The organism is Bosea sp. F3-2, from assembly GCF_008253865.1.
Lineage (GTDB): Bacteria > Pseudomonadota > Alphaproteobacteria > Rhizobiales > Beijerinckiaceae > Allobosea.
This window is the reverse complement of sequence record NZ_CP042331.1, coordinates 1,894,660-1,917,901: the sequence shown is the minus strand read 5'-3', so window position 1 is coordinate 1,917,901 and position 23,242 is coordinate 1,894,660. Positions and strand designations below refer to the sequence as shown.

Sequence of the window (23,242 nt, the reverse complement as noted above, 5' to 3'; positions counted from 1 at the left end):
TCAGCCGAACAGTCGAGCGTCTTCTCCAATCAGGAGATCGCGAATGGTTCTGGGAACAGGGAAGCCGTACCCTTGGCCGGGCCGCTCCCAATATAATTGCCCTGACTGATGGTAGTCGCTCGTATAGATGTCGGTCCCGATCGCGTGTAGTGCAAGCAACAGTGCTTGAGTTGAATCAATGCCATAGCCGAAGCCGTGGCGCGTTCCGTCAGGCCAGGCAATGTCGTAGGCGCAGCTCCAGTCGTGCTTGCCGTGTTGGGGAAGGTGCACTGTGATCGGAATTTCGACGCTTGCCGCAGCGACCTTATAGGTGAGGGAACGCTGAATGATGATCATGCCGGCCTCAATAGTTGAAGGGCGGGATCTGCCGCCGCGCCAAGCGTGACGGAAGAGAGCGAGATCCAGGCGCAGATGATCGCGCGCCGTCTGGTGGAAGGGGGATGCCAGAGCATCGGACCGAAAAGTGGAATCCACTTTTCGAAAAAATTCGATGCCCAAACAAAGGGATAGATCGCCGTTTTATGTCCGGTAGGACGCGCGGCGATCTAGCGTCGTTCCTTACCGAAGCGGCAGCATGCGGCGAAGCGTCTGATCCCCGCGGACCAGGTGATGCCAGAGCGCGGCGACTGCATGCAGCACCGCCAGCGCAATGAGCATGTATGATGCCCATTCATGCCATTCGCGAATGGGCCGCGTTTCGGCGCGCGGTGCGGGCATAGCCAGGGGTGGGATGCTGAAGAGGCCGAGATCGAGCCCTTGGCCACGTTTGATCGCGTAGAGGAGGCCGAGCGCCGGCACGACCAGCATCAGCCCATACAAGCCGGCGTGACCGAGGCGCGCTGCGGCCGCGAGGAGAGGAGACGATGCCTCCGGTTCGGGCGGGCGATGCGCCAGACGCCAGCTGCAACGCGCGATCAGCAGGACGATCAAGAGGACGCCGATCGCCTTGTGGCTCTCGATCGCTGCCCCTTTCCAGGTGCTGGGAAAGGCATCGATCGTCAGTCCGAGCAGGAAGGCCAGGACGATGAGGAGAGCCATCGACCAGTGGAGGAACTTCGCGATCGGGGCGTAGGATTCCGAAGCGGGGATGGGGGCGGACGTCACAATACTCTCCTAGATTAGAACGAGTCAAATCTACGAGGATGGCCTTTCGGATCAAAGTTACAATTCGTCCATCTTCGCAGTTAGATCGCCGCGCGTCCGATAGGACGCGGTAACAGTGATCTATGCTTTTGTTATCGCATCGGATTTTTCCGAAAACTGGATTCCACATTTCGGTCCGATGCTATAGGCTTCTGGCGCCTCCAAGCCCCATTGGTGGCTGCGGACCCTGTGGTGATAATTTCGACATGATGTCGCTGCTCGGATAGGCGAGCCGGTCGCTCGGGGCCGGCACGAACCAGGAGACAGCATGTCGAACCGCCTTGCCTTCGCTCTGGCCGGAACCGTTCTGGTCGGTGTAGCCGCGTTGTTTTCCGCGCCCGCGGTGGCCCAGCAGAATCCGGCCGGCCAGCCGCCGCCGCGCATCAGCGTGACCGGAGAGGGCGAGGTCAGCGTTGTGCCCGACATGGCGATCCTCAACCTGACGGTGCTGCGCGAGGGAGAGACGGCGCGCGCCGCGCTCACCGCCAGCAGCGAGGCGATGAAGCAGGTGCTGGCGGCACTCAAGGAAGCCGATATCGCCGAGCGCGACCTGCAGACCTCCGGCCTGAGCATCCAGCCGCGCTTTGCCCAGCCCGGCAAAGAGCGCAATGTCGAACCGAAGATCACCGGCTACACCGTCAGCAACGGCCTGACGGTTCGCGTCCGCAAGCTGGCGGATGCGGGCGCCATTCTCGACAAGGCCGTGAGCCTCGGCGTCAACCAGGGCGGCGGCATCGTCTTCGTGAAGGACGATCTCAAGCCGACGCTGACTGAGGCGCGCAAGCTCGCGGTCGCCGACGCCGTCGCCCGGGCCAAGACGCTTGCCGAGGCGGCCGACATCAAGCTCGGCCGGATCCTGACGATCGAGGAGCAGTCGAGCCTGCCGCGTCCCATGCCTTATGGCGGGCCGATGAAGATGGCGGCGAGCGACGCCTTCGTGCCGCTGGCGTCCGGAGAGAACACCTATCGTACGCAGGTCAACGTGGTCTTCGAGATCGCGAACTGACCCGCGACAGCTCGCTCGGCACATCGATCAGGCGTTGCGGGGCGCCACTGCCGGCCTGCTGCGGCAGGCTGGCAACGATGACGCCGCACAGGACAAGGAGCCCCGGCAGGAGCAGATCGACTGGCGGCAGTTCGGCCAGGGTCAGATAGGCCGCGAGTGTGATCAGCGGCACGCGCAGCGTATCCGCGCTGCACAGTTGGAGCGGCGTGCTGTGGCGCGAGGCATTGGCCAGGGCCGCTTGCGAGACGAAGCCGCCGACGATCAATGCCAGCACCGCCCCACCGATCACCGCCAGCTCCGGTGCCGGGAAGGCGAGCCGATAGGGCTGCGGCGGCGGCGACCACTGCTCCGGGACGAAGAGCCAGAGCAGCAGGTAGAGCGGCAGCTGGATCGCATGCATCAGGAACACGATCGACAAGGTGCTGCGGTGGGCGGCGAGGCTGGCCAGCATGAGGTTGGTGGTGGTCAGGACCGCGACGGCCGCGAGCGCGATCGCTATGTGGCTGTCAGGAACGGCGTTCAGCTGCAGCAACAGCAGCTTGATACCGATCGCGAGAAGCGCAAGGCCAAGTGCCGGGACGACGCCCGGTCTCCGGCGCAGCGTCAGGAACAGCAGGACTCCCGCGAAGAGTGGCCCGGTGAACTCGATGGTGGTGACCAGCGCCAGCGGCAGGTGCGACAGGCTCCAGATCAGCGCCAGCGAACCGGCCAGGTGCAGCACGCTGCGGATGATGTCGTCGCGCGGCCGCGCGGGCAGGAAGCCCTGGCGTTGTCCGCTGCCACTCGTCCAGACCACCGAACCGGCGATGGCGAGGCTGCCGATCGAGCGCAGCAGGCCGATTTCGATGATGGTGAGATAGCCCGCGAGAAGGCGGATCGAGACGGCGATGGCGAGATAGGAGGCGAGATAGGCGCTTATCCACCCGAGGAACGCCGGAAATTGTCGGCCTGGCCGGTCCAGGGAATGCCCAGCAGCATGCGCTCCAGGATGGCCATCCGCATCGGCACCGAAAGCTGAACCTGGCGGAAATAGCCTGCGTTCGGAAGGCTGTCGCATGAGGTGTCGAGCTCCGAGAAGCGCGGAAGGGGGTTGAGGATCAGAGTGTCCGAGCGGGCATCCAGAATCTTGCGGGCAGTGAGGGTGAAGGGCTCGCTTTCCCTTTCCTTGTCGACGGCCTCGGCGCCGAGCGAGGCATGCGCGAATTTGCTCATGTCCTGCATCTGGATGCTGAGAACGTCATGGTCGAGCGTGTGGCGGATGTCGTGGACGATGCCGACGGCGGTGCCGAGGTCGACCAGCACGGTCATCGCCTCGCGCATCACCGGGTTGATCGGTACATCGGGCAAGCAGCACAGGGTGAAGCGCTTCGGCGGGCAGATCCGGAGCATCTTGACGAAGGAGACGGCGAAGCGCGCCCGCGTGTCGCTCGATAGGGCTATGCTGAGCGTCTCGATCTCGCCGCGCATCTGCCGGATCGAGAAGATGTCGACGAGGGCCTGGCTCGGATGCTCGTCGGCGCCATTGCCGGCATTGATGACGGGCAGATAGCTCAGCCGCCCGACGCGATAGGGCATGTCCTCCAGATGCGAGCGGACCACCAGCAGGTCGCTGTAGAGCTCGACGGTGCGGATGTGGTCCTCAATGGATTCGCCCGTGCTATTGCCGATGCGGCTGCGGTCGGTGTCGTAGGCGTCGATCGACTGATGGCCGAGCCGTGCGGCCGCCGCCTGGAAGCCGAGCCGCGTGCGCGTGCTGCGCTGGTCGAACAGGGTGGCTATCACCTTCGGGCGTCGGCGCGGCACCGACGGCTGCTCGGGGAGGGGAAGCCCGGCCTTCTCCATCTCCTCCTCGCGCAGATGCCGCTCAGCGCGTTGGATGATGTCGTCGAGGTCAAAGCGCGAAACGGCGTCGGCGCTCAGCAGATCCTTCCCGCTCGGATAGTTCGGGCGCTGCATCCTAGAGGCTGTCAAGAACCATGGGGGCGATTTGACGCGCCCTGCGGGTGAGGTGAAAACCGCAGAGCTGCAGCGTCGCACCGCTTGCCGATACGGATGTATCGGCGGTGCGATGCTCCTCCCATCTCTGCGGCTTTGACCTCATCAAATCGCCCCCATGGTTCTTGACAGCCTCTGGGCCTCCGGCTCGCGCGGGCGTCTGCGGCCGGAGCGCTTCAGGCAACCTGGCTGAAGCGATCCGACTTGCGCCAGCCGGAGCGTGATGCTCTCGTCCGTCCCGTCGCTACACGAGTGCCGATCATGGGCAGCAATTCCTCCGCTGTCATCGGCCGAGCGAAAACAAAGCCCTGAATGCCATGGACGGCGTGCTTTTTGATGACCTCAAGCTGCTCCTGCGTTTCCACCCCCTCGACGATCAGGCGCAGTTCGAGGTCATGGGCGAGCTGGGTGATGACGTTCATCAGCGAATCGGCCTTCCGCGAAGTACCGATTTCCTGCGTGAAGGACTGGTCGATCTTGATCGTATCGATCGGCAGATGCGCCAGATAGCTCAGCGAGGAATAGCCGGTGCCGAAATCGTCGAGCGCGATCCGCACGCCGAGCTTGCGCAGCGCGACCAGCCGCGAGACGACATGGTCGGGGTCGTCGATCAGCGAACTCTCTGTGATCTCGATCGTCAGCCGTGCCGGCTCGATGCCGCTCATCCGGATCAGCGCCTCGACCGTGCCGACGAGATCGTGGCCGTGATCGAACTGACGCGCCGAGACATTGACGCTGACGCCGATGCTGCTCGGCCATGACAGGGCGGTCCGCATGGCCTCTCCGAGCGCCCAGGAACCGAGCACCGTGATCAGGCCCGTCCGCTCGGCCAGAGGAATGAAGATCTCGGGGCTCACCATGCCGCGATAAGGGTGCTTCCAGCGCAGCAGAGCCTCGACGAGCATCGCCGAGCCGGAACGCGGATTATAGATCGGCTGGAAATGCAGCTCGAACTCGCCGCGACGCAGCCCTTCGCGCAGTTCCGTTTCGAGCGCCAGGCTGTCCTCATGCTCGTCGCGAATGGCGACGGTATACACGACGAAGCGGTTCCTGCCGTCGAGCTTGGCGCGGTAGAGCGCGATGTCGACGCATTTCAGCGCTTCTTCGATCGAGGGCGCGCAGCCGGCCGGCGCGATCCCCATGCTGGCCGTCGCCGTGATGTGGCGCCCGCCGATGAAACGCTGGCTCGCGAGCAGCATGACAAGGCGCGCAGCCAGCGCCGTCGCATCGTCGACGCTGCGCGTGGTCGCGACCATGAACTCGTCGCCGCCGGTGCGGGCTGCGATGTCGCCAGGCGCGAGGTCCGCGATCAGCGTCTCGCTGACCGCCTTGAGCAGCGCATCGCCAACATCGTGGCCGAGGCTGTCGTTGATGCCCTTGAAGCGATCGATATCGATCGAGATCAGTGTCAGGGGACGACCGGACGCCGCCACGGCCCGGATCTCGCGCATGAAGCCCCGGCGGTTGTAGAGGCTGGTGATCGTGTCGTTGACGGCGAGATGCTCCAGCTCGCGTATCGAGCGCAGCCGGGCGACGAAGATCTGATGGATCACTTGCGCGCTGGAGAATGTCAGCACGGCGGTCAGCGCCACCGATAGGGCGATGACGAGATAAGCCGGGTCCCTCGTCCAGAGCAGGGCCAGCGTGAACGGCGTCGCCGCCGCGAGAACCTGCACGCGCGTGATCACCGGCCGCGAGCTGTTGCGTCCCGATATGCCGGCGAGGTAGCCGATCGTCTGGGCAACAGCGAGCACCGCGACGGGCTCGTGGGTGTAGCGCAGGATCGCGTAGGCGCCGAAAGCGGCGATCAATGCGGCCGTCGACCAGGCTCCAGCCATCGCGAGCTTCTCGAGACGGTCGATATCGCCGACGCTGGCGGATGTGAGGTGGATGGATTTGTAGTGGTGGTGCGAGATGTGGCGGAAGCAGCCGACCGCAACCATGGCGGCGGCCATCGCATAGAAGACGAGGTCGTTGCCGGTCAAAAGCCCGGCCGCGATCATGACCGCCGTGACGGTCACGGTGCCGATGAGAATCGTGCCCGGCGTCGCATAAAGTGCGGCCACCAGTTCGGATTTCATCGCGATGTCGTTTTCATGAACATCAACGATCATGAGGAGCGCCCTGCCATCAGGTCCGAATTGACCTGACGAGCGCTCCATTCTCGATAAAAACTTGTTAAGGAACGGTGTGTGCTTTCTGAAGGTTCGCCGATAACTTGTGCAAAATTCGATTAATATTCAGGCTTTTGCCTCCAGCCGGTACCTCATGAAACCTTCTGCGTTCTCACCAGCGGGCTCGGCCTTCAGGCTCGCCGGCCGTTTACCGGCCGCCGCCGGTGACGTCGTGAATGTGACGTTGACGCCCGCTGGCAGCGGCGCCAGCGACCAGTTGCCATCAGCCTTCGGCTCGATCGCCTTTTTCCCGATGATGTGACGGACGATGACATCGCGGTTGAGGTCCGGTGCTTCCAGCACGACCGTCGTCCGCGTGCCCGGAAAATTGCCGCCGCCCGAGGCGCGGTAATTGTTGGTGACGACCAGGAAATTGGCCTGCTCGTCGATCGGCTGCCCCGCGAAGGCGAGGTCGAGGATGCGGCGCGCCTGCGGCGCGACGAGCTTGCCGTCGGTGTCGTAGCGCGAGGGCTGTGTCACGTCGATCCGATAGGTGACGCCATCGATGACGTCGAAGTTGAAGGCCGGGAAGCCGGGATTGATCAGCGGCTGTTCCTCGGTCTTCGCCGGATCGACGCGGTTGAAGATTCCGGCCGAGCGCTCGAGCCATTCCCCGATCTCGGCGCCGGTGACTTTCACGATCTGCACCGTATTCGGGTAGAGGTAGATGTCGGCGATGTTCTTCAGGGCCAGCGGCCCGGCCGGGATGTCGGTGTAGAAGGACGGGCCGGCGCGTCCGCCCGATTTGAACGGAGCAGCCGCCGAAAGGATCGGCAGATCCTTCCAGCGCGTCTGGGCCATCAGCGGCTTGGCATAGGCGATTTGCGCCTCGGCGACGATCTGGATCGAAGGGTCGTCTGTCACCAGGGCGAAAAAGGAATTGATCGGCGAGGCGGTGCTGCCGACCGGTTCGCGCATATAGTTTAGCGTTGCCTCGTGGTCGGCCTTGACGGTCGCCAGGATCGCCGGCTCGGCCGCGGCTTTGGGCACGATCTTGCGATCCGGCGTGCGCTCATAGATCGGCTTCGCCTCGACCTTGAAGTCAGCGACCCTCCAGCGCTCGCCACGCTTTTCCAATTCGAGATCGAGGATGCCGAGATGCGAGCCCCAGAAGCCCGGCTGGCAGGCCGGCTTGCCGTTGAGCGCACCCTTGACGTTGTCGACGCCGGGAATGCCGTCGAAGGCCTTGCCGCCCGGGAAGACCAGATGCTGATGGCCGGTCAGGATGACGTCGATGCCCTCGATCTTTGAAAGGTGCAGCGCGGCGTTCTCCTCCATGCCGCGTCGCACGCCGCCGGTGATGCCGGAATGGCAAAGCGCGATGACGAGATCGGGCTGGGCGTCGAGCAGATCGGGCATATGCTTCTCGGCCGCATCGACGATGTCGGTTGCGACGAGCTTGCCGTCGATATTCGCCTTGTCCCACTGCATGATCTGCGGCGGCACGAAGCCGATCACGCCGATCTTGAGCACATGCTTGGCGTTGGCCTCGTCCTCGAAGCTCTGCTCGAACAACCGCCAGGGATCGACCAGCGGATAGCCGCCGATGCGCTCGACATTGGCGCAGACCAGCGGGAATTCGGCCTTGGCGAGGCCGTGCTCAAGGAACTCCAGCCCGTAGTTGAACTCGTGGTTGCCGAGCGTGCCGCAGAGATAGGGCAGGGCGTTCATGGCGGCGAGCATCGGATGGGTCTCGCCGGCCTTCAGCCCCTTCTTGTAGGCGATGTAGTCGCCGAGCGAGGAGCCTTGCAGGAAATCGCCATTGTCGAAGAGCAGGCTGTTCTTCGCCTCGCCCTGCGCGGCCTTGATCAGGCTCGCGGTCTTGGCGAGGCCGACCGTGTCGTCCGGCCCGTCGCGGAAATAGTCGTAAGGCACGACATTGACGTGGAGATCGGTGGTTTCGAGCACCCTGAGCTTGAGCCGCGCCGGCGTCTCGGCGGCAGCGGGCAGGGCGGCGCTCGCGACGATCGCAGCTCCGCCCTTCAGCGTCTCTCGCCGGTTGAGATGGTGATCTCGCGCCCGATGACGCTGTGCCAGACGATCCTGCGCCATGTGCTGCTCCCGCTTCGCGCAACGGAGCAGGAGGGTAGCATTGCGGCAAGCCCATGACAGGGGAAAGATGCATGTTCCGCCGCTCTGTGGGAACATGCTGAACGAGGCCCGCCATGATCCTGATCGGCCAGTACGACTCGCCCTTCGTCCGCCGCGTCGGCATCGCGCTGGCGCTCTATGGCCTCGCCTTCGAGCATCGGCCCTGGTCCGTCTTCGGTGAAGGCGATCAGGTCCGCGCCTTCAATCCGCTGATGCGGGTGCCCACGCTGGTGCTCGACGATGGCGAGGTTCTGTTCGACAGCGTCAGCATCATCGACTGTCTCGATGAGTTGGCCGGGGAGGAACGCGCCCTCTGCCCGCGCGTCGGTGCGAGGCGTCGCCATATCCTCGCTGTGGTCGCGCTCGCCATGGGGGCAGCCGAGAAGGCCGTCAGCTTGTTCTACGAGTTGCGGCTCCACAAGGAGGTTTCCGCCGTCTGGGCGGATCGTTGCCGCAGCCAGGTTCTCTCGACGCTCGCGGCCCTGGAGCGCGATCGTGCCGGCCGGACCGGTCCCTACTGGTTCGGCAACGCGATGACCCATGCCGATATCGCCGTGGCGGTCTCGCTGCGCTTCATCAGGGAGGCGCATCCGGGTTTTATCGACGATGCGGATGTACCGGCGCTGGGAGCGCACGCTGCGGCTCTCGAAGTGCTGCCCGTCTTCAGCGCGATCTCGCAGCCCTTCGTCCCGCCCGTTTGATCCCGATGCTGCGGGTGGTCCTGCACGCGTTGCGGGGCGCCCCGGCCTGCCGCCGACTTGCGCCGGAGACCGTCAACCGGCAGCTTGCGCCACGATTCAGCCGGGGCGGCGCCTTCGGCCAGAGCGATCGGGAGCGAACATGAATCAACATTTCATCAATGGCCGCTATGTCGCTGGCCAGACAGGCGAAACCATCGCCAAGCTCAACCCGGCCACCGGCGAGGAATTCGCCCGCATCGCCTGCGGCAACGCCGCCGACATCGACGCCGCGGTCACGGCTGCGCGAGCCGCTTTCGACGGCGCCTGGGGCAAGCTGACGGCGGCCGAGCGTGGGCGCCTGATCTCGAAGCTTGCGCTCAAGGTGCAGGATCATTTCGACGAGCTGGCGAAGCTCGAGGCCCGCGACACTGGCAAGCCGATGAGCCAGGCCCGTGCCGACATCGATGCCACCATCCGCTATTTCGAGTTCTATGGCGGCGCGGCCGATAAGGTGCACGGTCACGTCATCCCCTTCCTGAACGGCTACAGCGTCAGCGTCATCCACGAGCCGCACGGCGTCACCGGCCACATCCTGCCCTGGAACTACCCGGCGCAGATGATCGGGCGATCGCTCACCGCCTCGCTCGCTATGGGTAATGCCGTGGTTCTGAAACCCGCTGAGGACGCCTGTGCCACGGCCTTCCGTCTTGCTGAGCTTGCCACCGAGGTCGGCTTCCCCGACGGCGCGATCAACATCGTCGCTGGCCGCGGCCATGAAGCGGGCGCGGCGCTCTCCTCCCATCAGGGCATCGGCTTCATGTCCTTCACCGGCTCGCCCGAGGTCGGCAAGATGGTGCAGCATGCCTGCGCCGAGCATCTCATTCCCTGCACGTTGGAGCTCGGCGGCAAGTCGCCCCAGATCGTCTTCGAGGATGCCGATATCGACACGCTGGTGCCGATCGCCTGCAAGGCCATCGTCCAGAACACCGGGCAGACCTGCTCGGCCGGCAGCCGCCTGCTCGTCCAGAAGAGTATCTATGATGACGTCGTCTCCGCCGTCGCCAAGCAGTTCTCCAAGCTGCAGGCCGGCACGCCGGAGATGGACCTCGATTGCGGCCCGGTCATCAACGCCAAGCAGCGCGGCCGCGTCCAGAGCTTCATCGATCAGAGCCGCGAGGCCGGCATCCCGGTGATCGCGCAGGGCCAGATCGCGCAGGGTGTGCCGAATGGCGGCTTCTACGTCCAGCCGACGCTGTTCGGCCCGGTGCCGCGCGGCAACCGGCTGGAGCAGGACGAGGTCTTCGGCCCCGTGCTCGCCGCCTTCCCCTTCGACGACGAGGAGGATGCGATCAAGGCCGCCAACGGCACGGATTACGGCCTCGTCGCGGCCGTCTGGACGAAGGATGGTGGGCGCCAGCAGCGCGTCTCGAAGCGCGTCCGCGCCGGCCAGGTGTTCATCAACGGCTACGGCGCCGGCGGCGGCATCGAATTGCCCTTCGGCGGCACCGGCAAGAGCGGCCACGGCCGCGAGAAGGGCTTCATCGCGCTCGAGGAGTTCGCGGTGACCAAGACCATCGTGCACAAGCACGGGTAACCTCGTTCTACACCGCCGTCATTCCGGACAAGCGGCGAAGCCGCGCCGATCCGGAATCCATCGGAAGGCGCCACGCTCTGGGATGGATTCCGGGTCTCCGCGGAGTTCATCCTTGGGCCGATCGAAGATCGGACCCGAGGGCTGCGCCCGGAATGACGGCGCGCATAATGGGCTGCCGTTCTAGCCGGCCGCCGCCGGCTTCGGCCAGCTCGCCGTTACACCGGGCTGGACCGGCCGCTCCAGATAGGTCGAGAGCACGACATAGCTGCGCGTCGCCTTGACGCCGGGCGTGTCGTAGAGCCGCCCGAGCAGCCCTTCGAGCGCATGGGTATTCTCGGTCCTGACCTTCAGCAGCATGCAGGTGTCGCCGGCGACGGAATGGATCTCCTCCACTTCCGGGTGCTCCCGGATCGCCATCAGCGCCGGCGTCTTGCCCCAGCCGGTGGTGTCGACATGCACGAAGGCGAGCAGGGTCTTGCCGGTGGCCGCCGGCTCGATCAGCGCCGCGACCTGCCGGATCGCGCCCGATTGCTTCAGCCGCTTGATCCGCTCATGCGCCGCCGGCGGCGACAGTCCCACCCGCTCGCCGATGCGGGCGTAGCTCTCCGTCGCATCCTCGACCAGAACACCTAACAGCTTTCGGTCCATCGCATCGAGCGTGCGCTCCGCAGAGCGTTCACGCCGAACCCCATCTGTTTTTTTATCCATGGCCCTGAATCCGATTGAACGTGAATTCTATTCGGCCATTCTGTCGCTATGCCGAACGTCAATCAACACTCGTCTGTCGCGGCCTTGCCGGCGACCCGGATCCCGGTCGCAGCCTATGCGCTGTGCCTCTGCATCGCCGTCATCGGTTCGAATTCGCTTGTGCTCGGTCCGATTGCGCCGCAGGTGGCGGAAAGCTTCGGGCGCGATACACCGGCCGTGATGACCGCCTCCGGCGCGTTCGGCATTGGGACCGCGCTCGCTGCCATCCTGCTCGGTCGCCTGATCGATCGTTTCGGCGCAGGGGTGACGCTGCGCGCGGCGCTGGCGCTCTTCACCCTGGCTCTGGCCAGCAGCGCGGCGGCGCCAGTCCTGCCGGTGCTGGTCGGCGCGCAGTTCGTGGCAGGACTCGCGGCCGGCGTGGCCTTGCCCTCGATCTATACGCTTGCGGCGGCAGTCGCGCCGGCTGGACGCGAGAGCGACACGATCGGCATCGTGCTTTCTGGCTGGACGCTGAGCATGGTCGCTGGCGTCTCGCTCTCGGCGGTGATGGCCGACAGCATTGGCTGGCGCTTGGTCTACGCCTTTGCGGCTGGCGCCGGCACGTTCGCCCTACTGGTCGCGCAGGCGATGAAGCTGCAGGGTGCGCCGGCCGCGGCGACGACCTCCTCGCCGCTGGCGGCGCTGCGCGTGCCCGGCGTGGTGCCGCTCCTCGTCGCTTGCGCCGGCTTCATGGCGTCCTTCTACGGCGTCTACGCCTATATCGGCGATCACCTGCATCGCGCTCTCGGCCTCTCGCTCAGCGCCAACGGCCTGCTTGCGCTGACCTATGGTCTCGGTTTCGGGGCGGCGGCCTTCCTCGACGGGCTGATCGACCGCTTCGATGCCGGGCGCTTCCTGCCGGCGATGTTCCTGGCGGTCGGGGGCGTCTACCTTGGCATGGGTGCGGTGAGCGGCAGCTATGTGCTGATGCTGGCGGCCGTGTTCCTCTGGGGCCTCGCCAACCATTTCGCGCTGAACGTGCTGATCATGCGCCTCGGCGCGCTCGATCCCGCGCGCCGCGGCGCCGTGATGGGCCTCAACAGCGGGGTGACCTATCTCGCGCTGTTCGTTGGCACGGCCTCTTTCGGCCCGCTCTATACGGCGGCAGGCTTCGCTGTCCTACCGGTCGCTGCGGCGGGTTTGATGTTGCTGGCCGCGATCTCGGCCACTTTCGCTCGCGCGAAAGCCTTGCGCCGCGTCACATCCTGACGATGTGACGGATCGTGCGGCCCTCGTTCAGCGCATCGAAGCCTTCGTTGATCTCGTCGAGGCTGCCCGAACTGGTCCAGAGCTTGTCCACGGCCAGACGCCCGCGCTGATAGAGCTCGATGAAGCGCGGGATGTCGCGCGAGGGCACGCAGGAGCCGACATAAGACCCCTTTAGCGTCCGCTCCTCGGCGACGAGCCGGACCGGTGAGAGCGAGAGCGTATGGGCCGGGTTGGCGAGGCCGGCGGTCGTCGTCGTGCCGCCCCTCCTTGTGATCTGATAGGCGAGGTCGAGCGCCTTGACCGAGCCGGCCATCTCCAGCCCGTGATCGACGCCGCCCTTCGTCGCCTGCTTGATCGCCTCGATCACGTCCGGAGCATCGGCCTTGAAGGCGTCGGTCGCGCCGAGCGCCAGCGCCAGGTCGAGCTTGTCTTGCGCGAGATCGACGGCGACGACGCGCGAGGCGCCGCAGGCGATGGCGCCGAGCAAGGCCGAAAGCCCGACGCCGCCGAGCCCGACAACAGCTACCGTCTCGCCGGCCTTGATCCGTGCCGTGTTCACGGCGGCGCCGACCCCGGTCAGCACGGCACAGCCGAACAGCGCCGCGATCTCGTGCGGGATGTCCGCCTCGACCTTGACCAGCGAGCGGCGCGAGATCACCGCATGTTCCGCAAAGGCTGAGACGCCGATATGGTGATGCACCGGCTGGCCATCGACGGAGAGCCTGCGCCCGCCGCCCAGCATCTCGCCGCGCCCGTTGGCGGCGTTGCCGGGCTCGCAGAGCGCCGGGCGGCCTTCGGCACAGGGCGCGCAATGTCCGCAGGAGGGCACGAACACCATCACCACCCGGTCGCCGGGCTTGAGGTCGTCGACGCCTTCTCCGGTCTCGACGACTTCACCGGCGGCCTCGTGGCCGAGGACCATCGGCACTGGGCGCGGGCGGTTGCCGTCGATCACCGAGAGATCGGAATGGCAGAGGCCCGCGGCACGGACCTTGACGAGCACCTCGTCGCGGCCGGGCGGGGCGAGGTCGAGTTCCTCGATCCGCAGCGGGCGGCTTTGCGCGAAGGGAGCCGCAACCGGGCTTTGGTTCAGGACGGCGGCGCGAATCTTCATGGGCGCAAGCTCCGGTCTCGTAACTCGATGCTATCCCGACAGGAGAGGGCGCCGCTGTCAAAGGCCGGATGCGTCTACCGTCATTGCGAGGAGCGAAGCGACGAAGCAATCCAGAGGGACTGGGTCGAACGTTGCACCCGGTCCCCCTGGATTGCTTCGCTGCGCTCGCAATGACGGGGAGGGTGTTCGGGCGCCGCTCAGGCCACCTCGCTCAGCGTGCCGCCGAGGAAGAGCTGCCCGATGCGCGGATCGGCCAGGATCTCCGCCGCCGGTCCGTGCATGCGCGTGCGGCCGAGTTCGAGCACCAGCCCCTCGTCGGAGATTTCCAGCGCGGAGCGGGCGTTCTGCTCGACCATCAGGATCGAGACACCCTTGGCGCGCAATTCCTTCAGGATGCCGAAGGTCTCCTGCACCATCAGCGGCGAGAGACCGATCGAGGGCTCGTCGATCAGCACGAGCTTGGGGTCGAGCAGCAGGCCGCGCACGATTTCGAGCTGCTTCTGCTCGCCGCCGGAGAGCGTCGAGGCCTGGGCGTCGGCCTTGCGCCGGAGTGCCGGGAAACGGTCGAGCGCCGCCTCCAGCCGCCGCGGCATGTCGGTAATGCCCGAGCCGGCGGCGACAGTGCCGAGCTCGATGTTGTGGCGGACCGACAGCTCCGGGAAGATGTTGCGCCCCTGCGGGACATAGCAGATGCCGGCTTCGAGCAGCTTGCGCTGATTCCAGCCGGTGATGTCGCGCCCATCGAAGCGGATGCGGCCCTCGCGGAGTTTCAGCAGTCCGAAGATCGCCTTGAACACGGTCGACTTGCCGGCGCCGTTCGGCCCGATGACGGTGGTGATCGCGCCGCGCTTCACCGCGAAGCTGGTGCCGTTCAGGATGGTCATGGCGCCGTAGCCGCCGACCACGCCGTCGAGGTCGAGGATGGGGGTGCTCATTCCTAGCTCCGTCCTACCGTCATGCTCGGGCTCGACCCGAGCATCTCTTGCCGGAGATTCTCGGGTCTGCGCTGCGCTCCGCCCGAGAATGACGCATGTTTCAATGCCCCAGATAGGCTTCGATCACCGCCGGATCGGCGCGGACCTCGGCGGGCGTGCCCTCGGCCAGCACCTTGCCTTCGGCCAGCACGATCACGCGCGAGCACAGGCTCATCACGAAATCCATGTTGTGCTCGATCACCACGAAGGTCGCACCCTGCTCGGCGTTGATGGCGCGCAGTCGCTCCTTCAAATCGCCCAGCATGGTCAGGTTGACGCCGCCGGCCGGCTCGTCCAGCAGCACGAGGCGCGGCCCCGCCATGAAGGCCATGGCGGCGTCGAGCAGTTTCTGCTGGCCGTAGGACAAGCCGCCGGCCTTGGCCCCGGCGAGATGGCCGAGCTTGAAGAAGCCGATCATCTGCTCTGCCTTCTCGGATAGCCCCGCATCGCGCGCGCCGAACAGCCGGCCGAGCATCGAGCCCTGATGTTCCTGGCCGGCCAGGATCAGATTCTCGCGCACCGATAATTCCGGGAAGACCTGCAGGAGCTGGAAGGTGCGGCTGACGCCGAGCCGGTTGAGCTTTGAAGGGCGCATATTGGTGACATCTTGCCCGTCGAGCTTCACCGCGCCCTGCGTCGGTTCGAGCTGGCCGAGGATGCAGTTGAACAGGGTCGACTTGCCGCAGCCATTCGGCCCGATGATGCCGAGGATCTCGCCCTCGTTGACGGAGAAGGAAACGCCGTTCACGGCCTTGATGCCGCCGAAGGCCTTGTGCAGGTCGTGGACCTCAAGGACCGGACTCATGGCGCGCCTCCCGCCTTGCGCCGCAATGCGGCCCAGCCGCGCTCAACGAGGCCGCTGATGCCCTGCGGGCAGACGACCAGCAGCGCGAGCACGATGGCCGCGAAGATGATGAGGTAGAGCGAGCCGGCGAAACGCAGCCATTCCGGCAGGACGACGCCGAGCAGCGCGCCGACGAAGGGGCCGAAGAGATAGCCGGCGCCGCCCGCGACCACCATCAGCAGCAGGAACAGGCTCTGCGACAATGAGAACGGGGAGGGGTCGATGAACTCGACCAGCGGCGCATAGAGCGAGCCGGCGAAGCCGCCATAGGCCGAGCCGATGGCGAAGGCGAGCAGCGTGTAGGCGCGGGTATCGACGCCGAGGCTTGCAGCCCGGACCGGGTTCTCGCGCAGCGCCGTGAAGGCGCGGCCCCAGGGTGAGCGGATCAGCCACCACAGCGCCAGCGAAAGGATCAGCGTGACGACGACGACGAAGCGGTGGAATTCCAGCGCGCCGAACAGCTTGATGCCGAAGAACTCCGGCCGGTTGATGTTGGAGATGCCGAAGACGCCGCCGGTCAGCCACTGCTCGTTGCGCAGGACGAGCCAGATCAGCGTCGAGAAGGCGAGGGTGACGAAGGCGAGGTAATGCGTGCGCACCCGCAGCGCCGGGAAGCCGAGCAGGATGCCGACCGCGAAGGTGAGCAGGCCCGAGAGGCCGAAGGCGGCATACCAGTTCACGCCGTATTTCGTGGTCAGGATCGCGGTGCTGTAGGCGCCGAGCCCTATGAAGGCGGCCTGCGCCAGCGAGCTCTGGCCGGCATAGCCGAGCGTGAGGTTGAGCCCCATCACGCCGATGCTCATCACCAGCCAGAGCGAGAGCACATAGGTGCCGTAACGGCCCATGCCGACCGGCGCGAACCAGAGGACGACGGCGCCGATCAAGAACGCGATCAGCGCGGCGTCGATCCGGCGGGTGGAGCGGCGCGGCGAAGCGGCGGAGGTTTGCAGGGCAGGGGCGCTCATACGCGGCGCTCCTCCTTGCGGCCCATCAACCCTTCCGGCTTGATCAGGATGATGGCTACCAGCAGCACCAGCGGCACCGCGAGCCGGTATTGCGTCGAGATATAGGCGGCGGCAAGCGAATCCGCGACGCCGATCAGGATGCCTCCGACGAGCGCACCCCGCACTTGGTTGAAGCCGCCGACGATGGCGGCGATGAAAGCGAAGAGGCCGATGGTTTCGCCGTTCGAGAATTTCGCCAGATAGATCGGCGAGATCAGCAGCGAGGCGACGACGGCGAGCGCGGCGTTGAGCAGAAAGGTGAGCAGCACCATCCGCTCGACGGGGATGCCGAGGATGCGCGCGACCGTGGGGTTCTGGGCCGTCGCCTGCATCTGCCGGCCGAGCTTCGTGCCGCCGACGAACCATTGCAGCAGGCCGATGGCCGCAAAGGCGACGACGATGATCGCGAGATGCTGCAGCGAGATCGCGGCGCCGAGCAGGTTGACCATGTCCGTCGGCACCAGCGATGGGAAGCTTTGCGCCTCGGCCGAGAAGCCGTCCTTGGCGCCTTCCTTCATGATGATCGACAGCGCCATGGTGGCGATGGCGAGCGGCAGCACGCCGTGCTTGATCATCGGGTCGACGACCACGAGCTTGAAGCCGGCGCCGAAGACCAGCAGGAAGACCGCGATGCCGATCAGGCCTCCGGCCCAGAGCGGCAGGTCGAAGAGCTTGACCGCGAGCAGGATCAGCACCGCCGGCAGCATGACGAACTCGCCCTGGGCGAAGTTGATCGTCTGCGAGGTCTGCCAGACCAGCGTGAAGCCGATCGCGGCGAGCGCGTAGATCGCGCCCGTGGCGATGCCAGCGATGAGATAGGCGATGAATTCGGCCATGGCGGTTGTGCGCTTGGTTGGAGAGCGTTGCGTGTTCAATTCGCGCGCGTCATCCCGGACGAAGCGAAGCGAGATCCGGGATCCATGCAGCCGCGACGCCCTTCGATGGATCCCGGGTCGAGCGCTGCTCGCCCGGGATTATGTCGAGGGCGAAACGGCTGCTTACTGTTTGATCTTCGGCAGCGTCGTGTTGATCACCTGCTTGCCGTTCACGACCTCGGCGAGGAAGCTTTCGCGGTCGAGATCGCCGTTCTGCTCGATCACGGTGTCGATCAGGATGCCGGGTTCCTCGCTCGCCTTGATGGAGGCGCCGCGCAGTGTGTCGGCGAGCCCTTTCTTGTCGAGCTTCTTCTGCTTTTCGGTCGCCCATTTCACCATGAAGACGGCCATGTAGCCCTTGATGCCGTTATGGTCCGAGGAGAAGCCGTATTTCTCGCGGTAGCGCTTGCCGAACTCCTGCAGAGCCGGGATCGGCGCATCGGTCGAGAGGCCGACATGGCCCTTGGCGCCGTTGGCGGCGTCGCCGGCGAGTTCCAGCACCTTGGCGCCGAGCAGCGTCGTCTCGCCGATCATCGGCTTGGTGATGCCCTGCTGCTTGGCGGCGCGCAGGAAGCGGGCGCTCTCTTCCTCGTTCAGATAGACGAAGACTGCGTCGGCATTGGCATTCTTCACCTTGATTGCATCGGCTGTGAAATCGGCCTGGCCCTGCTCGGTCGAGACGTCGACGGCGACCTTGATGCCGGCCTTTTCGAGCTCGGGCAGGATGGTGTCGCGCCCGCCCTTGCCGAAGTCGTTGTTGACCCAGACCACGGCGATCGAGCCAGCCTTGAGCGTATCCTTCATGTATTTGGCGATCTTCGGCATCGCCGCCGCCTGGCTGATCGAGGTGCGGAAGATGTAGGGGTTGCCCTGCCGGGTGAAGCCGGCTGCCTCGCCGCCGACGATCTGGGCGACTTCGGCGCGCTGCGAGATCTGCATGGAGGCGCCGATCGGGCCGGAGAAGATCGGGCCGAGGATGGCATAGGCGCCTTCATCGATGCCGCGCTGCACGGCGGCGCGGGTGTTACCGGGATTGGTCTGCGTGTCGTAATGGACGATCTCGATCTGCTTGCCGAGGATGCCGCCCTTGGCGTTGATGTCGGCGGCGGCCATCTCGGCGCCATTCTTCCAGTTCGTGCCGGCGGCGGCGCCCGCGCCCGACAATTCGATGACGTCAATCAGCTTGACCTTGTCCTGCGCCTGTGCGGGCAGGCTGAGGGCGGCGCCAAGCGCGGCGGCCATGACCCAGAGCGATTTCATTCCCTAACTCCTCCCAAGCCGTTTCTTCTTCGCCGGCTCATTTCCATCGACGAGAGCGTTGTGCACGGCGTCTAAGGGACCCTGACGCTGCGCAAGCACTCGCTTCTTGCGCGGCTTTGGGCCGGGATGTCCAGAGGGGAGAAGCGCAGGCGACGCGGGTCGTTCGATCTGCTGCGGTCACTGACATCGGCTGGCGGCGGTTCGTTTGATGAGATCGCGGCTATATGCGAGCGATACCGGGCGAAGCAGGCGGATGGCGGAGAGGTTCGAATGACTCAGGACGCGCTGTTCGAGCGGCTGTGGAATGGCAGCGCCGCGATGGAGGAATGGACCGCGGCGGTCTCGCACGGCGCCATCACCCATGTCGCGGAGAACATCATCACGGTCCACACGACCTATTTCTGCGGCAGCGTAACGGCGATCCGGACCAGCGAGGGGCTGGTGCTGATCGATACCGCCAAGCCGGAGACGGCGCAGCAGACGCTCGACGTCATCCGCTCCTGGGATGACGCGCCGATCCACACGGTGATCTTCACCCATGGCCATATCGACCATACCAGCGGCATCACGGTCATCGACGCGGAGGCTGAGAGGCGCGGGCTTCCGCGCCCGCGGATCATCGCCCATCGCAATGTCGCGCGGCGCATGCAGCGCTACGAGGACACGCACGGCTTCAACAGCCTCGTTCAGGGACAGCAGTTCAACAAGCCGGGATATGTCTATCCGATCGGCCAACGTCGACCGGACGAGGTCTATGACGACCGCATGTCCCTCTTCATTGGCGGCGAGCAGATCGATCTCTTCCACGGCCGGGGCGAGACGGATGACGCTACCTTCGTCTGGCTGCCGGAGCGCCGGGTTCTGGCGAGCGGCGACTTCGTAATCTGGGTGTTCCCCAACGCCGGCAACCCGCGCAAGGTGCAGCGCTATGCGGCCGAATGGGCCGCGGCCTTGCGACGGATGGAGCAGCTTGAGCCGGCCGTGCTCATCCCCGGCCACGGGCCAGTGGTTTTCGGAGAAGAACGGGCAGGGCAGATGCTCCGGGACGGCGCTGAGGCGCTCGAGCATCTGGTGCGCGAGACGCTCGCACTGCTGAACCGGGGCGCCACGCTCGACGAGATCCTGCGTGGCGTGAAGGTGCCCGCGGAATATCTCGCGAAGCCCTATCTCCTCGCGAAATACGACGACCCGGAGTTCCTTGTCCGGGGCATCTATCACTTCTATGCGGGCTGGTTCGATGGGAACGCAGCCCATCTCAAGCCGGCCCAGACGGCGGAGCTGGCAGCGGAACTCGCCGGGCTCGCCGGTGGTGCGGACAAGCTGGCCGAGCGTGCCCTTGCGCTCGCCGGGCAGGGGCAGGCACGGCTGGCTGTCGAACTCGCTGAGCTCGCTGGTGCCGCCATGCCGGACGACGGGCAGATTCAGGCGATCCGGGCCGAGGTGCTCCGGACGCTGATCGGGGCGGAAAGCTCCTTGATGGGCAAGGCCTTCCTGGCAGTCTACGAACGCGAGGCGACCCGGCGGTCGAAGGCCTGACGGAAGAGCCCAACCGTTCTAAGGCGTCGCCGGCAATTCCCTGGCCTTCCGGTCGAGCTCACGGAACACCGGCAGTGTCTGGGCAGCGAAGCCCTTGAGCTCGGGATCGGTGCCCTCGCTGGCATAGCGTTCCATCAGCGCGGTAGATTCGTGGTGCGCGCTGCGCTGGGCGTCGACATAGGCTCTGTCGAAATCGGCGCCCTGCTTGTCGGCGAGGTCACGCAGCAGGTCGAGATGCTTGCCGTCCGGACGGTCGGGAAGAGCAATGTCGGAGCGCTTGGCGATGATGCGGCGCAGGCTGCTCGTCGCCGCAGCATGGTCGTCCGCAAGGCGATGGGCGAAATCCTTGATCGCCGGGGAGCTGCTCTTGTGCAGGGCGAGCGTCGCGGACTCCACGCCGAACATGTTCGCGACCGCCGTCTGCGTGACGAAGTCTTGCGCGGGGATGGGCTGCTGGGCGTGGGCGCTTCCGCAGGCGAGCAGGGCTAGTGCGACAAGGCCGAGCGCAGCCGCTCCCGGAAAACGGTGATGCTTGGAGATCATGTTTCGGCAACCGCGAAGAAGGCCGGAGGTTCCATCGCATGGGTGACTCGCCGCAGCGCGCCTTGTCGCATTCTGGGCGCTGCGCTAGCAGGGGCGAAGGCGCTCCGCCTTGCCCGATGCTGAGGGAATTCCATGCCGACCACTGTCGAGACCGTGCGTGATGCGCTCGTCCGGGCCCGCCGCGGCCGCTCCCTGATCGAGACGGCGACTTTGCCGGTTCCCGAGACGCTTGCCGATGGTCATGCGACGCAGGCGGCCGTCGGCCGGGCACTCAACCTGCCGGAAGCCGGCTGGAAGGTCGGCATCGCCGAGGACGGCACGCCAATCGCGGGCCTGATGCCTGGCCCCTATCCCGCGCCGGGTGACGTCTATGAAGGCGCCATCGGGGCGGAGCTGCGCATCGAGATCGAGCTCGCGCTTCGGCTCGCGCGCGACGTGCCTTTCCGCCCGGCCCAGCCCTATTCGCGGGCGGAGCTGCTCGCCTGCTGCGACAAGGCCTATCTCGGCATCGAGATCGTCGAGAGCCGCCTCGCCAACTGGTTCGGCAAGGTCGCCTTTCCGCTCTGGCTCGCCGATGCGATGGGCCATGGCGGCTATTTCCTCGGCCCGGAGGTCGACATCAGGACACTCGATGACCTCACCGGCCTGGGCTGCTTCATCTCGCTCAACGGCGTGACGATCTACGATCAGCCCGCCGTCCACGGCAATGGCGATCCGATGGTGCCCTTCCTGGCCTGGGCCAATCGCAAGCAGGACAATCTCGGCAGCCTGCGCGCGGGGCAAATCATCACCACCGGCAGCCTCTGCGGCGGCGTGCTCTCGCCCGGCAGGGGCGAGGTCGTGACGAAGCTCTCGCCGCTGGCGACGGTTTCTCTGACGCTTCGATAGGAAACCAGGGCGGCGGGCGTATGCGCTGCCGCCGCCTTCTCTTCCGCAGGCGCTAGGCGCCCAGTTCCTGTGGCGCTGTCTCGTTGCCGACGACGCGGTCGCGTCCCTGCCGCTTGGCTTCGTAGAGATGCGCATCGGCATGGGCGACGAGGCCGCGAATGTCCTTCGCATCGTCGGGGAAGGTAGCGACGCCGATGCTGACCGTCGGCGCCGCGGCGAATTCCTGCGCCAGGGTGTGGTGGACGGCGACCCGCATCCGCTCTGCGGAAACCAGTGCCGCGGGATGCGACATGTTCTCGCAAAGCACGACGAATTCCTCGCCGCCATAGCGGAAGACGAGATCGTCGCCGCGGATTTCCGCGCGCAGGCATTCCACGACGCGCCGCAGCACCTCGTCGCCGACGACATGACCGTAGCGGTCGTTGATGCTCTTGAAGTGATCGACATCGAGGATCGCGAGGCTGACGGCCCGTTGCGTCGCGAGGCCTCGCGCCAGAATGGTCTGGCCGAGCGTCTCGAAGCGTTCTCGGGTCAGGGCGCCGGTGAGGGCGTCGCGGCCGCTCTTGCCGAGCAGTTCCTCGTATTTGTGCCGGTAGGTCAGCTTTTGGAAGATGTCCGAAAGCGGCTGCGGCGCAAGTTCCGGCGTCTGGCGTTCGAACAAATTGAGATAGAGACCCATCAGTACGGCATAGGTCGCGGCGGCGCCCATTTTCGCCACCCAGCCGCCGAAGAGCGCGCTGAGCGGCGTACCGGTCACCATATGCAGGCCGATGAAGAAGCCGGCCTGATCGAAGGTCAGGATGATCGCCAGGCTCAGGCAGGAGCGCAGGACGAGCGATCGCGGCAACAGCAGGCGCAGCCGCTCGTAGAACAGGATCAGCGCGATGGAATCGATGAAGAGCAGCGTCGTGCCCCAGACCATCAGCGCGCCCATCTGATCGATCAGGACGAGGTCCGGATTGTAGCCGGGCAGCGTGACCGGCGGGCCGTAGAGCCTGAGCGTCGCCACCAGCGCGACCATCAGGAAATTGCCGATCAATAGCCCGTAGATCGGCTGCCGCACCGTCTCGGCGTCTTCCCGGATGTAGAACAGCAGGATGATGGCGAGCTTGCCGGAGAACAGTACGGTCGAGCCCGGCGAGAGCAGGCCGAAGGGCAGCTCGATGAAGAAGACCGCGGCGAGATAGGTCTCCAGGAAGTGCATCACGCCGAGCGCGCAGAGGAAGGCGCCGAGCCCCATCAGGTGGCGCAGCCGGAAGAGCGCGGCCATGACGCCGAAATAGATCAGGGCTTGCGTGAGCAGCAGGATGGTGCCGGGCATGCTGAGCGTCTATCGCAGTTCGTTCTGACGAGGGATCAACGGTGTTCAGCCCGATAGCGCAACCGGCAACGGCAGAGAGATTCAGTTATTAACCTTCAGAGCCTTGAAAACCAATGCTTAGGCTTTTCACGACAGGGTTTTCCGGAACCGGCGCGCAGGCCGAGGGATTACAGGTCCTTGAGCATTGCGCATGCTCGCTCCCGCCTTATGATGGCGCGGGTATCGGACGCGGTTTCGATTGTGT

Annotated in this window: 20 protein-coding genes; 6 read left to right on the top strand and 14 right to left on the bottom strand. The window is 65.6% G+C overall.

What is annotated here, in order from left to right; translation table 11 throughout:
* Together FQV39_RS08880 and FQV39_RS08875 are read right to left on the bottom strand one after the other, a co-directional pair.
* Positions 1-498: a DUF6968 family protein gene (locus FQV39_RS08880; protein WP_248313299.1), complete on the bottom strand. Its 498-nt coding sequence runs from the start codon at positions 496-498 to the stop codon at positions 1-3.
* A gap of 60 nt (positions 499-558) precedes the next feature.
* Positions 559-1,104, bottom strand: a complete 546-nt coding sequence (locus tag FQV39_RS08875; RefSeq protein ID WP_149129962.1) for a cytochrome b — start codon at positions 1,102-1,104, stop codon at positions 559-561.
* Between the two features lie 307 nt (positions 1,105-1,411).
* Between FQV39_RS08875 and FQV39_RS08870 the strand changes: the two genes are divergently transcribed.
* A complete protein-coding gene (locus FQV39_RS08870; protein WP_149129961.1) occupies positions 1,412-2,149 on the top strand; it encodes an SIMPL domain-containing protein in 738 nt (245 codons plus the stop codon).
* Positions 2,150-3,064: 915 nt separating this feature from the next.
* Here FQV39_RS08870 and FQV39_RS08865 read toward each other — a convergent pair.
* The 3 genes from FQV39_RS08865 to FQV39_RS08855 all read right to left on the bottom strand — a co-directional run bounded on the left by FQV39_RS08865 (position 3,065) and on the right by FQV39_RS08855 (position 8,370).
* A complete protein-coding gene (locus tag FQV39_RS08865; protein WP_149129960.1) occupies positions 3,065-4,105 on the bottom strand; it encodes an aspartate carbamoyltransferase in 1,041 nt (346 codons plus the stop codon).
* Between the two features lie 215 nt (positions 4,106-4,320).
* Entirely contained in the window at positions 4,321-6,258 is a 1,938-nt protein-coding gene (locus tag FQV39_RS08860) for a putative bifunctional diguanylate cyclase/phosphodiesterase (protein WP_187640221.1), read from the bottom strand.
* 126 nt (positions 6,259-6,384) lie between these two features.
* Complete coding sequence (locus tag FQV39_RS08855) at positions 6,385-8,370, bottom strand: bifunctional 2',3'-cyclic-nucleotide 2'-phosphodiesterase/3'-nucleotidase (protein WP_149129958.1); 1,986 nt, start codon at positions 8,368-8,370, stop codon at positions 6,385-6,387.
* Positions 8,371-8,483: 113 nt separating this feature from the next.
* On the opposite strand from FQV39_RS08855, the gene FQV39_RS08850 reads away from it, so the two are divergent.
* Both FQV39_RS08850 and FQV39_RS08845 read left to right on the top strand, forming a co-directional pair.
* Entirely contained in the window at positions 8,484-9,110 is a 627-nt protein-coding gene (locus FQV39_RS08850; RefSeq protein WP_149129957.1) for a glutathione S-transferase family protein, read from the top strand.
* A gap of 139 nt (positions 9,111-9,249) precedes the next feature.
* Entirely contained in the window at positions 9,250-10,683 is a 1,434-nt protein-coding gene (locus FQV39_RS08845; protein WP_149129956.1) for an aldehyde dehydrogenase family protein, read from the top strand.
* Between the two features lie 180 nt (positions 10,684-10,863).
* Here FQV39_RS08845 and FQV39_RS08840 read toward each other — a convergent pair whose 3' ends face one another.
* Entirely contained in the window at positions 10,864-11,391 is a 528-nt protein-coding gene (locus FQV39_RS08840) for an Lrp/AsnC family transcriptional regulator (protein ID WP_149129955.1), read from the bottom strand.
* A gap of 48 nt (positions 11,392-11,439) precedes the next feature.
* On the opposite strand from FQV39_RS08840, the gene FQV39_RS08835 reads away from it, so the two are divergent.
* Positions 11,440-12,639: an MFS transporter gene (locus tag FQV39_RS08835; protein WP_149129954.1), complete on the top strand. Its 1,200-nt coding sequence runs from the start codon at positions 11,440-11,442 to the stop codon at positions 12,637-12,639.
* On the opposite strand, the gene FQV39_RS08830 is transcribed toward FQV39_RS08835, so the two are convergent.
* From FQV39_RS08830 to FQV39_RS08805, 6 genes are all read right to left on the bottom strand, one after another.
* Complete coding sequence (locus FQV39_RS08830; protein ID WP_149129953.1) at positions 12,629-13,753, bottom strand: zinc-dependent alcohol dehydrogenase family protein; 1,125 nt, start codon at positions 13,751-13,753, stop codon at positions 12,629-12,631. The two genes, FQV39_RS08835 and FQV39_RS08830, sit on opposite strands and share 11 nt — an antisense overlap.
* Positions 13,754-13,950: 197 nt before the next feature.
* A complete protein-coding gene (locus tag FQV39_RS08825) occupies positions 13,951-14,688 on the bottom strand; it encodes an ABC transporter ATP-binding protein (RefSeq protein ID WP_149129952.1) in 738 nt (245 codons plus the stop codon).
* Positions 14,689-14,788: 100 nt separating this feature from the next.
* Positions 14,789-15,532 carry an ABC transporter ATP-binding protein gene (locus FQV39_RS08820; protein WP_149129951.1) on the bottom strand — a complete coding sequence of 248 codons (744 nt, stop codon included), beginning with the start codon at positions 15,530-15,532 and terminating at the stop codon, positions 14,789-14,791.
* Positions 15,529-16,536 (bottom strand): branched-chain amino acid ABC transporter permease, encoded by a 1,008-nt coding sequence (locus tag FQV39_RS08815; RefSeq protein WP_248313298.1) that lies wholly within the window; start codon positions 16,534-16,536, stop codon positions 15,529-15,531. Before FQV39_RS08815 ends, FQV39_RS08820 begins: the two co-directional genes overlap by 4 nt.
* Positions 16,533-17,411 carry a branched-chain amino acid ABC transporter permease gene (locus FQV39_RS08810; protein WP_149129950.1) on the bottom strand — a complete coding sequence of 293 codons (879 nt, stop codon included), beginning with the start codon at positions 17,409-17,411 and terminating at the stop codon, positions 16,533-16,535. Before FQV39_RS08810 ends, FQV39_RS08815 begins: the two co-directional genes overlap by 4 nt.
* Before the next feature lie 162 nt (positions 17,412-17,573).
* Positions 17,574-18,710 (bottom strand): ABC transporter substrate-binding protein, encoded by a 1,137-nt coding sequence (locus FQV39_RS08805; protein WP_149129949.1) that lies wholly within the window; start codon positions 18,708-18,710, stop codon positions 17,574-17,576.
* A 270-nt stretch (positions 18,711-18,980) separates the two neighbouring features.
* Between FQV39_RS08805 and FQV39_RS08800 the strand changes: the two genes are divergently transcribed.
* Positions 18,981-20,246, top strand: a complete 1,266-nt coding sequence (locus tag FQV39_RS08800; RefSeq protein WP_187640220.1) for an alkyl sulfatase dimerization domain-containing protein — start codon at positions 18,981-18,983, stop codon at positions 20,244-20,246.
* Positions 20,247-20,264: 18 nt separating this feature from the next.
* Here the strand turns inward: FQV39_RS08800 and FQV39_RS08795 are convergent, their stop codons facing one another.
* Positions 20,265-20,789 (bottom strand): DUF4142 domain-containing protein, encoded by a 525-nt coding sequence (locus FQV39_RS08795; protein WP_149129947.1) that lies wholly within the window; start codon positions 20,787-20,789, stop codon positions 20,265-20,267.
* Positions 20,790-20,921: 132 nt separating this feature from the next.
* Here FQV39_RS08795 and FQV39_RS08790 point away from each other — a divergent pair, with 132 nt between their 5' ends.
* Positions 20,922-21,677, top strand: a complete 756-nt coding sequence (locus tag FQV39_RS08790) for a hypothetical protein (protein ID WP_149129946.1) — start codon at positions 20,922-20,924, stop codon at positions 21,675-21,677.
* Between the two features lie 52 nt (positions 21,678-21,729).
* On the opposite strand, the gene FQV39_RS08785 is transcribed toward FQV39_RS08790, so the two are convergent.
* Complete coding sequence (locus tag FQV39_RS08785) at positions 21,730-22,998, bottom strand: GGDEF domain-containing protein (protein WP_149129945.1); 1,269 nt, start codon at positions 22,996-22,998, stop codon at positions 21,730-21,732.
* Between the last annotated feature and the right edge of the window lie 244 nt (positions 22,999-23,242).